The sequence below is a fragment of the Streptomyces sp. BYX5S genome (assembly GCF_054724165.1).
Genome location: NZ_CM138829.1, coordinates 2468042 through 2479607 on the forward strand (window position 1 = coordinate 2468042; position 11566 = coordinate 2479607).

Genomic DNA, 11566 nt, shown 5'->3' on the forward strand with positions numbered 1-11566 from the left:
CACCTGTCCCGTCAGTCGGTATCGCGTCGAGAGGCCTCCGGAGCGTGCTCCGGGGGCCTCTCCCCTTCCCGCGCGAACACCTGCAACAGCCACGACGAGAACGAGCCCGTGACCGCGCCGAGCAGCGCGAGCCCGCAGGCCATCACGGCCACCGCGACCAGCCGGCCGAGCGGGGTGACCGGCGCCAGGTCGCCGTAACCCACGGTCGACAGCGTCGTGCAGGTGAACCACACCGCGTCGCCGTACGTGACGATGTCCGCGCCGGGCGCCGTGCGCTCCTGCTGGTACAGGGCGAGGGAACCGGCGAAGCCGAGCAGCGTCACCGAGACGCCCGCGTACGCGATCACGCGCGCGTGCAGCGACAGGCGCGGCTCGTCGTGCCGGTGCTGCACGGACTCGTAGGTCTGCACGATCCGTACCGGACGCAGCAGCGGAAGCAGCAGGACCAGCGTGTCCAGCCAGTGCGTCCGTACGAAGCGCGGCCAGCGCTGCCCGCTGAGGTGGTGGCGCACCACGTAGTCCACGAGGAACACCGCCCAGGCGGCGAGCGCGAGCGCCAGGCACAACGTCCGGATGCCCTGGGGCAGGCCGTGGCCGAGTACCTGGACCGCGTACGCGGCGAGGAAGACGAGGGACGCCACCGCGAGGACGACGCCGTTGCGCCGCTCCCAGCGGTCGAGCGGGGTGTCGGTCATCCCGACAGCATCACCCGCGCCGACCTGGGCCGGTACCCGGCGACACGCGTCCCGCAGGTGACGCAATATGCTGCATTGCATGACGAGTGAGCCGGAGCAGCAGGTCGGTCCAGTGGGTGAGCCGGACGGATTCGGGCGTCTGTGGACCCCGCACCGCATCGCGTACATCCAGGGCGAGGGCAAACCGACGGGCCCCGGAGCCGACGACGGCTGTCCCTTCTGCACCGCTCCCGGCAAGTCCGACGAGGACGCGCTGATCGTGGCGCGCGGCGAACACGTCTTCGCGATCCTCAACCTGTACCCGTACAACGGCGGGCACATGATGGTGCTGCCCTACCGGCACGTCGCCGACTACACCGACCTCGACCTGGCCGAGACCGCCGAGCTCGCCGACTTCACCAAGCGGGCCATGAGCGCGCTGCGCGCCGCCTCGGGGGCGCACGGCTTCAACATCGGCATGAACCAGGGCGCGGTGGCCGGCGCCGGCATCGCGGCTCATCTGCACCAGCACATCGTTCCGCGCTGGGGCGGCGACACGAACTTCATGCCGGTCGTCGGCCACACCAAGGTGCTGCCGCAGATGCTCGCCGACACCCGCACGGCGCTGGCCAAGACCTGGCCGGGCAACTGACGTCGTGCTCGTGAGCCGGGGCCGGGCGGGCCGTACGGACGCGTGTCCTACGCGTTGTACTCGTCCGCCTTCCCCGGTGACGGGTCCTGGATCGCGCCGCTGAGCACACCCGAGCGGGCACCGAACTTCTCGGTGTCCACGCCGTGCTCGGCCAGCATCTTGATGGCCGCCGAGTGCACCACGCGCAGCACCGGCGTCGCCGTGCGCAGCGCGTCGTCCGCCATGAAGCGGTGGCGCCACGGCTGGTCCGCCCAGGCGTGCCGCAGACCGAACGGCTCGGGCAGCGCCAGCTTGCCGCCGAGGTAGTCCAGCAGCGGCGGGTACCAGGTGAAGGGGGCGCGGACCGCGATCCGTACGGCCTCGTCCGGGGTGATCAGCGGCAGCGTCTTCGTCGTGGTCTCCCAGAACCGCACGGACTTGGAGACCTCCTTCGTCTTCGCCTCCGGCTTCGAGGTGAACAGCGAGTGCACCGGACCGAGCGCGTGCCCGGTCACCTCGATGCGCAGCGTCTGGTGCAGCACCGTCACCGTGATCAGCATCGTGATCACCAACTGGCCGTCCCAGAGCGTGAACTGAACGCCCAGGTAGTGCCGGTTGCCGCCGCCGAACTGCTGCTCGTTGCAGATCCGCTCTATCTCGTGCTGCCGCGTCTCGAACGCCTCCACGTTCACGCCCGTGGGACGCGACACGCTCTTCGCGTTCTCCCCGATCGGCGAGACGATCCAGTGCTTGACCTGCGGCGTCGGGAAGCCGCCCGTGTGGATCGGCTTGCGCTCCAGGAGGCGGAGCTGGTCGTGGATCGCGCGTATGACGTCCCAGCTGCGGAACGGGTGGATGTCCTTGCCCGGCTCCTTCGACACCAGGTCCTCGGCCAGCTGCCAGCTGCCCCAGCGCGTCCCCATGCCCAGGATGCCCTTGGGGCCCGCGTAGAACACCGAGTTCGACTGCTGCTCGGCGGACAACTTGGCGAGATTCTGACGCAGTTGCTCCGCGGCGGTCTCGCCGGGGCTGCCGGGGACGGCCTCGGGGATCTTCGCGCCGATCCCGCCGCCGGACAGCAGCCCGGCCCACCGGTCCCGCAGGTCCTTCGCCGTGCTCTCGCAGATCCGCCGTGCCCAGAGGCCGCCGATCACGGGCGCGACGAACGCGGCCCTCAGGTACCAGGTCCAGCCGCTGTCGGAGGGAAGCCGCACGAGGACGACGACGATGGCCACGAACACGATGGCCATCAGCGCCATGGTGAGCGCGGCCCGGCCGCGCGCCTCGCGCTCGCGCTTCTTGGCCTCGCGCTTCTCCTTGGTGCCCTTGCCCTCGGCCTCCTTGACCTCCTTCTCCGCGAGAGCCACCCGGATGTTGTTCCTGCGGCGGATCTCGAACGCGGTCACCCATATCAGGAAACCGGGCAGGAACAGGAAGCCGAACACCACGGTCACCAGGGTCAGCAGGCTGTCGCGCTGGCGCCGGATCCGGTTGGCCGCGAGGCAGTGCTCCACGACGACCTGCGGCTCCGTGCCGAACGACTGGATGAGCGGCTTGCGGGCGCCGCCCAGCATCCGCACCTGCACCGCGCGCGAGAAGGCCTCACCGAGATTCGGCGCGAACAGCGACCAAATCCCCTTCTTCACCTCGGACTTGTGCCACTCGTTGTTGGCGTCCTCGATCTTCGTGACCGGATCGTCGCGGTACGCGGCCGAGGCGATGGCGAACGTCGCGGCGGTCTGGCCCGCCGACCCCTGCAACGGGATCTGCGCGCCCGGCCGGAAGTCGAAAACGCTGTCGGCCGAAGCCGGCTTGATCGTGTCCGCCACTGCCACCCCCATCACGCACGCCGTCGCTGCGGCTTTTCCCGACTTCCCGGCCCCGCACACCTGTTGAACGCGGTGTCGGCCCGATCCGGCTGATCATCGACCAGCGTAGCGGCCGCCACCGACACCGGCCCCGCGGAACGGAAAGCCGGTGGTCGGGGCCGGTTCGGTGCCGGTTCCAGGGCGGACTACGGGGTGTCCTGGGCCTGTTCGCGGATCCGCTCGCTCAACTGGGGCGGCATCGGCTCGTGCCGGGCGTACGTGCGGCTGAAGCGCGCCGTGCCGTGCGAGAGCGAGCGCAGGTCGACCGCGTACCGGCCGATCTCGATCTCCGGCACCTCGGCCCGCACCAACGTCCGCCCGCCCGGAGCCTGTTCCGTACCGACGACGCGGCCGCGCCGCCCGGACAGATCGCTCATCACGGTGCCCACGTAGTCGTCGCCGACGAGCACCTCGACCTCGGCCACCGGCTCCAGCAGATGGATCCGCACGTCGGACGCCGCCTCCCGCAGGGCGAGCGCCCCCGCCGTCTGGAACGCCGCGTCGGAGGAGTCCACCGAGTGCGCCTTGCCGTCGAGCAGCGTGACCCGCACGTCGATCAGCGGATACCCGGCCGCGACGCCCTTCGCCGCCTGCGCCCGCACGCCCTTCTCCACGGACGGGATGAACTGCCGGGGCACCGCACCGCCGACGACCTTGTCCACGAACTCGATGCCCGAGCCGCCGGGCAGCGGCTCCACCTCGATCTCGCAGATCGCGTACTGGCCGTGCCCGCCGGACTGCTTCACGTGCCGGCCGCGCCCGCCCGACTTGCCGGCGAACGTCTCCCGGAGGGAGACCTTGTGCGGGACGACGTCGACCTGTACGCCGTACCGGCTGCGCAGCCGTTCCAGGGCCACGTCCGCGTGCGCCTCACCGAGACACCAGAGCACCACCTGGTGGGTGTCCTGGTTCTGTTCGAGGCGCATCGTCGGATCCTCGGCGACGAGACGCGAAAGCCCCTGGGAGAGCTTGTCCTCGTCGGCCTTGCTGTGCGCCTGGATCGCCAGCGGGAGCAGCGGGTCGGGCATCTCCCACGGCGACATCAGCAGCGGGTCGTCCTTCGCCGAGAGGGTGTCCCCGGTCTCCGCGCGGCTGAGTTTCGCCACGCACGCCAGATCGCCCGCGATGCAGTGCGTCAGGGTGCGCTGCTGCTTGCCGAAGGGGGCCGACAGGGCCCCGATCCGTTCGTCCGCCTCGTGCAGGGCGCGGGTCTCGTGGCCGTGGTCGGTCAGACCGTGCCCCGACACGTGCACCGTCTCGTCGGGGCGCAGGGTGCCGGAGAAGACGCGGACGAGCGAGACCCGGCCCACGTACGGGTCCGAGGCGGTCTTCACGACCTCCGCGACCAGCGGCCCGTCGGGGTCGCAGGCCCCGATGTCGAGTTCCTTCCCGTCGCGCTTGCGCACACCGGGGGCCGCGCGCTCCAGGGGCGTCGGAAATCCTCCGGTGATCAGTTCGAGCAGTTCCACGGTGCCGATGCCCTGCCGGGCGCCCTCCGCGGCGGGGGCGGCCGCGAGGACCGGGTGGAAGACGCCGCGCGCGACGGCCCGCTCCAGGTCGTCGACGAGTGTCTTGACGTCGAGGTCCTCGCCGCCCAGGTAGCGGTCCATGAGGGTCTCGTCCTCGCTCTCGGCGATGATTCCCTCGATCAGCCGGTTGCGGGCCTCCTCGATCAGCGAGGCCTGCTCCTCGGCCGGTTCCGACTCCTTGCGTTCGCCCGACGCGTAGTCGAAGAGCCGCTGCGAGAGCAGCCCGATCAGGCCCGTCACGGGCGCGTGCCCGTCCGGCGCGGGTTCGCCGCGCAGCGGCAGGTAGAGCGGGAGCACCGCGTCCGGGTCGTCGCCGCCGAAGACCTCCGCGCAGATCCGCGTCATCTCCTCGAAGTCGGCCCGAGCCGCCTCCAGGTGCGTGATCACGATGGCCCGCGGCATGCCGACCGCCGCGCACTCCTCCCACACCATGCGCGTGGCGCCGGCCATCGTCTCGGGCCCGTCGGCCGCCGAGACGACGAAAAGGGCCGCGTCCGCAGCCCGCAGACCGGCCCTCAGCTCCCCGACGAAATCCGCGTAGCCGGGGGTGTCCAGGATATTGATCTTGAAGCCGTCCCACTCCAGCGGGACGAGCGAGAGCTGCACGGAGCGCTGCTGGCGGTGCTCGATCTCGTCGTAGTCGGAGACGCTGGTGCCGTCCTCGACGCGCCCGGCCCGGTTCACCGCCCCCGCGGTCAGCGCGAGGGCCTCCACCAGGGTCGTCTTGCCCGATCCGCTGTGGCCGACCAGCACCACATTCCGTACGGACGCGGGATGGTCGGCCGTCGCTGCCCTGCCGGCGGCTCCGGGGTGTCCGTTGGTCTTGTCGCCCATGCCTTGCCTCCCGGTTTACTGCTCGGTGAGGTCCTGAAGGGCGCGGACACGCGAATCCGCGTGCGGAGGCGGCTTCGGCGACGCCCGCGGTGCCTCCGAGCTTTCCACTCGGGTCACTGTGCGTCCATACGTCGTACGGGATCGCACGCCCACGCGTGCGGCCCGTCGGCGGTTCGCACGTGTGCGTGGCTACGATGGGCCAGCCGGTGGCCAGAGGGGCCGCGCGGCCACCGACCCTCGGGAAGGCCATGCTGAACAAGTACGCGCGTGCATTCTTCACGCGTGTCCTCACACCGTTCGCCGCGTTTCTCATCCGCCGCGGAGTGAGCCCCGACGCTGTCACGCTCCTGGGCACCGCCGGAGTGGTGGCCGGTGCGCTGGTCTTCTATCCGCGCGGCGAGTTCTTCTGGGGAACCGTCGTCATCACGCTGTTCGTCTTCAGCGACCTCGTCGACGGCAACATGGCGCGCCAGCTGGGCCGCTCCAGCCGCTGGGGCGCCTTCCTGGACTCCACGCTCGACCGTGTCGCCGACAGCGCCATCTTCGGCGGACTCGCCCTCTGGTACGCGGGCGGAGGCAACGACAACGCGCTGTGCGCCGTCTCGATCTTCTGCCTCGCCAGCGGCCAGGTCGTGTCCTACACGAAGGCACGTGGCGAATCGATCGGCCTGCCGGTCGCCGTGAACGGGCTCGTGGAGCGCGCCGAACGCCTCGTCATCTCGCTCGTCGCCGCGGGCTTCGCCGGGCTGCACAAGTTCGGCGTGCCCGGCATCCAGTACCTGCTCCCGGTCGCCCTGTGGATCGTCGCCGTGGGCAGCCTCGTCACGCTGATCCAGCGCGTGGTCACGGTGCGCCGGGAGTCCGCCGAGGCCGACGCGGCGGCTGCCGCCCAGGAGGGGGCCACCTCGTGAGCGGGGCACAGGAGCGCGTCACGGACGCGCTGTACGGGCTCGGCTGGGCGGGCGTCAAGAAGCTTCCCGAGCCGGTGGCGCGCCGCCTCGGCCGGATCATCGCCGACGTCGCCTGGAAGAAGCGCGGCAAGGGCGTGCAGCGCCTGGAGGCCAACCTCGCGCGCGTGGTGCCCGACGCCACGCCGCAGCGGCTGCAACAGCTCTCCAAGGCGTGCATGCGCTCCTACCTGCGCTACTGGATGGAGTCCTTCCGGCTCCCCGCGTGGAGCAAGGAGCGCATCAAGGAAGGCTTCACGCCCACGGACCTGCACTACCTGACCGAGGGCCTCGACGCCGGCAAGGGCGTCGTCCTCGCGCTGCCCCACATGGGCAACTACGACCTGGCCGGCGCCTGGGTCACCACCAAGCTGGACACGCCGTTCACCACCGTCGCCGAGCGGCTCAAGCCGGAGACCCTGTACGACCGGTTCGTCGCCTACCGCGAGGGCCTCGGCATGGAGGTGCTGCCGCACACGGGCGGCGCCGCCTTCGGGACGCTCGCGCGGCGGCTGCGCGCGGGCGGCCTGGTCTGTCTGGTCGCCGACCGCGATCTGTCGTCCTCCGGGGTGGAGGTCAAGTTCTTCGGCGAGACGACACGGATGCCGGCGGGGCCCGCGATGCTCGCGCAGCAGACCGGTGCGTTGCTTCTTCCCGTGACCCTCTGGTACGACGGCTCACCCGTCATGCGCGGACGCGTCCATCCGCCCATCGACGTGCCGGAGACAGGTACGCGGGCCGAGAAGACGTCTGTCATGACGCAGGCGCTGGCCGATGCCTTCGCCACGGGGATCGCGGACCATCCGGAGGACTGGCACATGCTGCAGCGCTTGTGGCTCTCCGACCTGGAGACCTTTGAGGAGCGGCCGGCGTGAGGATCGGAATCGTCTGCCCCTACTCCTGGGACGTGCCGGGCGGCGTCCAGTTCCACATCCGCGATCTGGCGGAGCACCTCATCGCCCTCGGGCACGAGGTGTCCGTCCTCGCCCCCGCGGACGACGAGACCCCGCTGCCGCCGTACGTGGTGTCGGCGGGGCGCGCGGTTCCCGTGCCGTACAACGGCTCGGTGGCGCGCCTCAACTTCGGCTTCCTGAGCGCGGCGCGCGTACGCAGATGGCTGCACGACGGCACGTTCGACGTGATCCACATCCACGAACCGGCGTCGCCCTCGCTCGGCCTGCTCACCTGCTGGGCGGCCCAGGGCCCCATCGTCGCGACCTTCCACACGTCGAACCCCCGCTCGCGCGCCATGATCGCCGCGTACCCGATCCTCCAGCCCGCCCTGGAGAAGATCAGCGCACGCATCGCGGTGAGCGAGTACGCGCGCCGGACCCTGGTCGAGCACCTGGGCGGCGACGCGGTCGTCATCCCCAACGGCGTCGACGTCGACTTCTTCGCGCGGGCCGAACCCAAGGCCGAGTGGCAGGGGGACACCATCGGCTTCATCGGCCGCATCGACGAGCCCCGCAAGGGCCTGCCGGTGCTCATGAAGGCGCTGCCGAAGATCCTGGCGGAGCGCCCGGCGACCCGCCTTCTGGTGGCGGGGCGCGGCGACGAGGAGGAGGCCGTGGCCTCCCTGCCCAAGGAGATGCGCGACCGCGTCGAGTTCCTCGGCATGGTCAGCGACGAGGACAAGGCGCGCCTCCTGGCGAGCGTCGACGTCTACGTGGCGCCCAACACCGGCGGCGAGAGCTTCGGCATCATCCTGGTGGAGGCCATGTCCGCGGGGGCCCCGGTCCTCGCCTCCGACCTGGACGCCTTCGCCCAGGTACTCGACCAGGGCGCGGCCGGCGAACTGTTCACCAACGAGGACGCCGACACGCTCGCCGTCGCGGCCCTGCGCCTCCTGGGCGACCCGGAGCGCCGCGCCGAACTGCGCGCGCGTGGCAGCAGGCACGTCCGCCGCTTCGACTGGTCCACGGTCGGCGCGGACATCCTCTCGGTGTACGAGACGGTGACCCAGGGCGCGGCGGCGGTGGCGACGGACGAGCGGACGGGGCTGCGCGCCAGGTTCGGTCTGGCGCGGGACTGACCTCCGCGGCGGCCCCGGTAGCCTTGCCGCCCGTGACCGTCACCCTCATCTGGATCGCCGTAGCCCTCTTCGCGATCGGGCTCTACCTGAGCTGGACCGCCGGGCGGCTCGACCGTCTGCACGCCCGTATCGACGCGGCCCGCGCCGCCCTCGACGCCCAGCTCCTGCGCCGCGCCTCGGTGGCCCAGGAGCTGGCCACGTCCGGCGTCCTCGACCCGGCCGCGTCGATCGTCCTGTACGAGGCCGCGCACGCCGCACGCCAAGCCGAGGAGGAGCAGCGCGAGGTCGCGGAGAGCGAGCTCAGCCAGGCGCTCAGGGCCATCTTCAACGAGCCCGACCAGGTCGAGGTGGTCCGTGAGGCCCTCGGCGGCGAGGAGGCCGCGGAGGAGCTCGCCCAGGCGGTCCGCCGCGTCCCCATGGCCCGCCGCTTCCACAACGACGCCGTCCGCGCCGCCCGCGCGCTGCGCCGTCACCGCAAGGTCCGCTGGTTCCGGCTCGCCGGACACGCCCCGTTCCCGCTGGCCTTCGAGATGGACGACGAGCCGCCGGCCGCGCTCGCCGACCGCGCCACCACGTAGTCCGTACCACCGGATCACAGGCCAAAAGGAGCCACCGCCTGCTCATTGGCCCTTGTTGTGGCCTGCTCCCCAGAGGTTTCCTCGGTGCTGCAAGAGCCTTCTTCACCGAGTGAGGTCACCCGTGTCCATCTCCGAATCCGCCGAGAACACCGCCACCGGCACCGCCCGCGTCAAGCGCGGCATGGCCGAGCAGCTCAAGGGCGGCGTCATCATGGACGTCGTCACGCCCGAGCAGGCGAAGATCGCCGAGGACGCCGGCGCCGTCGCCGTCATGGCCCTGGAGCGCGTTCCGGCCGACATCCGCAAGGACGGCGGCGTGGCCCGGATGTCCGACCCGGACATGATCGAGGGCATCATCGACGCCGTCTCGATCCCGGTGATGGCCAAGTCCCGCATCGGCCACTTCGTCGAGGCCCAGGTGCTTCAGTCGCTCGGTGTCGACTACATCGACGAGTCCGAGGTGCTCACCCCGGCCGACGAGGTCAACCACAGCGACAAGTTCGCCTTCACGACCCCGTTCGTCTGTGGCGCCACCAACCTGGGCGAGGCCCTGCGCCGCATCGCCGAGGGCGCCGCCATGATCCGCTCCAAGGGCGAGGCCGGCACGGGCAACGTCGTCGAGGCGGTCCGCCACATGCGCCAGATCAAGAACGAGATCGCCCGCCTGCGCGGCTTCGACAACAACGAGCTGTACGCCGCCGCCAAGGACCTGCGCGCCCCCTACGAGCTGGTCAAGGAGGTCGCCGAGCTCGGCAAGCTGCCCGTCGTGCTCTTCTCCGCCGGTGGTGTCGCCACCCCCGCCGACGCCGCGCTGATGCGCCAGCTCGGCGCCGAGGGCGTCTTCGTCGGCTCCGGCATCTTCAAGTCCGGCGACCCGGCCAAGCGCGCCGCCGCGATCGTGAAGGCCACGACCTTCTTCGACGACCCGAAGATCGTTGCCGAGGCCTCCCGCAACCTCGGCGAGGCCATGGTCGGCATCAACTGCGACACGCTCCCCGAGGGCGAGCGCTACGCGAACCGAGGCTGGTAAGCACTCATGAGCACCCCCGTCATCGGCGTCCTGGCACTTCAGGGCGACGTACGGGAGCACCTCACCGCCCTGGCCGCGGCCGACGCCGTGGCCAGGCCGGTGCGGCGCCCCGAAGAACTGTCCGAGATCGACGGCCTCGTCATCCCCGGCGGCGAGTCGACCACCATCTCCAAGCTGGCCCATCTCTTCGGCGTGATGGAGCCGCTTCGCGCGCGCGTGCGCGCCGGACTGCCCGTCTACGGGACCTGCGCCGGCCTGATCATGCTCGCCGACAAGATCCTCGACCCGCGCTCGGGCCAGGAGACCATCGGCGGCATCGACATGATCGTGCGGCGCAACGCCTTCGGACGTCAGAACGAATCCTTCGAAGCGGCGGTCGACGTACGGGGCGTCGGGGGCGATCCTGTAGAGGGCGTCTTCATCCGGGCTCCCTGGGTGGAGTCCGTGGGCGCCGAGGTGGAGGTGCTCGCCGAGCACGAGGGGCACATCGTCGCGGTCCGGCAGGGCGATGCCCTGGCGACGTCCTTCCACCCCGAGCTCACCGGGGACCACCGGATCCACGCCCTGTTCGTGGAGATGGTGCGGGCGAAGGACGCTTCGGGTTCCTTGTAGGATCTCTGGCGTTCGTAAATTGGTTACGCGAAGGAGACAGGCAGATGTCCGGCCACTCTAAATGGGCTACGACGAAGCACAAGAAGGCCGTGATCGATGCCAAGCGCGGCAAGCTCTTCGCGAAGCTGATCAAGAACATCGAGGTCGCCGCGCGCATGGGCGGCACCGACATCGAGGGCAACCCGACGCTGTACGACGCCATCCAGAAGGCGAAGAAGCAGTCGGTGCCCAACAAGAACATCGACTCCGCGGTCAAGCGCGGCGGCGGCCTCGAGGCCGGCGGCGCCGACTACGAGACGATCATGTACGAGGGCTACGGGCCGAACGGTGTCGCGGTGCTCATCGAGTGCCTCACCGACAACCGCAACCGCGCCGCCTCCGACGTGCGCGTCGCCATGACCCGCAACGGCGGCTCGATGGCCGACCCGGGCTCGGTCTCGTACCTCTTCAACCGCAAGGGCGTCGTGGTCGTCCCCAAGGGCGAGCTGTCCGAGGACGACGTCCTGGGCGCCGTCCTCGACGCGGGCGCCGAGGAGGTCAACGACCTGGGCGAGTCCTTCGAGGTGCTCTCCGAGGCCACCGACCTGGTCGCGGTCCGCACCGCGCTCGTGGACGCCGGCATCGACTACGACTCGGCGGACGCCAACTTCGTCCCGACCATGCAGGTCGAGCTGGACGAGGAGGGCGCGCGCAAGATCTTCAAGCTGATCGACGCGCTGGAGGACAGCGACGACGTGCAGAACGTCTTCGCCAACTTCGACGTCTCCGACGAGGTCATGGAGAAGGTCGACGCCTGACGCGACATCAGCGGCGGGCCGACGGGACACACCC

Annotated in this window: 11 protein-coding genes; 8 read left to right on the forward strand and 3 right to left on the reverse strand. The window is 70.7% G+C overall.

Translation table 11 applies throughout. From position 1 onward, the window contains the following. Positions 1–11 precede the first annotated feature (11 nt). On the reverse strand, positions 12–695 hold the full coding sequence (locus tag ACYBSK_RS11270; protein ID WP_457476761.1) for a potassium channel family protein: 684 nt from the start codon (positions 693–695) through the stop codon (positions 12–14). Between the two features lie 67 nt (positions 696–762). On the opposite strand from ACYBSK_RS11270, the gene ACYBSK_RS11275 reads away from it, so the two are divergent. Beyond that, positions 763–1326, forward strand: coding sequence for an HIT family protein (locus ACYBSK_RS11275; RefSeq protein ID WP_457476762.1), 564 nt, complete (start codon positions 763–765; stop codon positions 1324–1326). Positions 1327–1373: 47 nt separating this feature from the next. Here ACYBSK_RS11275 and ACYBSK_RS11280 read toward each other — a convergent pair whose 3' ends face one another. Both ACYBSK_RS11280 and ACYBSK_RS11285 read right to left on the reverse strand, forming a co-directional pair. After that, on the reverse strand, positions 1374–3122 hold the full coding sequence (locus ACYBSK_RS11280) for a hypothetical protein (RefSeq protein ID WP_460247002.1): 1749 nt from the start codon (positions 3120–3122) through the stop codon (positions 1374–1376). A gap of 197 nt (positions 3123–3319) precedes the next feature. Then, positions 3320–5536, reverse strand: coding sequence for an elongation factor G-like protein EF-G2 (locus ACYBSK_RS11285; RefSeq protein ID WP_460245962.1), 2217 nt, complete (start codon positions 5534–5536; stop codon positions 3320–3322). 194 nt (positions 5537–5730) lie between these two features. On the opposite strand from ACYBSK_RS11285, the gene pgsA reads away from it, so the two are divergent. The 7 genes from pgsA (at position 5731) to ACYBSK_RS11320 (ending at position 11532) form a co-directional block, all read left to right on the forward strand. After that, positions 5731–6447, forward strand: a complete 717-nt coding sequence (gene pgsA / locus ACYBSK_RS11290) for a phosphatidylinositol phosphate synthase (RefSeq protein ID WP_457481713.1) — start codon at positions 5731–5733, stop codon at positions 6445–6447. Further along, positions 6444–7358, forward strand: a complete 915-nt coding sequence (locus ACYBSK_RS11295) for a phosphatidylinositol mannoside acyltransferase (protein ID WP_457476764.1) — start codon at positions 6444–6446, stop codon at positions 7356–7358. The genes pgsA and ACYBSK_RS11295 overlap by 4 nt, the downstream gene beginning before the upstream one ends. Beyond that, positions 7355–8515 carry a glycosyltransferase family 4 protein gene (locus ACYBSK_RS11300; RefSeq protein ID WP_457476765.1) on the forward strand — a complete coding sequence of 387 codons (1161 nt, stop codon included), beginning with the start codon at positions 7355–7357 and terminating at the stop codon, positions 8513–8515. Before ACYBSK_RS11295 ends, ACYBSK_RS11300 begins: the two co-directional genes overlap by 4 nt. A gap of 32 nt (positions 8516–8547) precedes the next feature. Beyond that, positions 8548–9093, forward strand: coding sequence for a LemA family protein (locus ACYBSK_RS11305; RefSeq protein ID WP_460245963.1), 546 nt, complete (start codon positions 8548–8550; stop codon positions 9091–9093). A 181-nt stretch (positions 9094–9274) separates the two neighbouring features. Next, entirely contained in the window at positions 9275–10123 is an 849-nt protein-coding gene (gene pdxS / locus ACYBSK_RS11310) for a pyridoxal 5'-phosphate synthase lyase subunit PdxS (protein WP_460247003.1), read from the forward strand. Between the two features lie 6 nt (positions 10124–10129). Further along, the gene (pdxT, locus tag ACYBSK_RS11315) at positions 10130–10735 is read left to right on the forward strand and encodes a pyridoxal 5'-phosphate synthase glutaminase subunit PdxT (protein ID WP_457476768.1); all 606 of its coding nucleotides are present in this window, start codon (positions 10130–10132) and stop codon (positions 10733–10735) included. A gap of 44 nt (positions 10736–10779) precedes the next feature. Further along, positions 10780–11532 carry a YebC/PmpR family DNA-binding transcriptional regulator gene (locus tag ACYBSK_RS11320; protein ID WP_457476769.1) on the forward strand — a complete coding sequence of 251 codons (753 nt, stop codon included), beginning with the start codon at positions 10780–10782 and terminating at the stop codon, positions 11530–11532. Positions 11533–11566 lie beyond the last annotated feature (34 nt).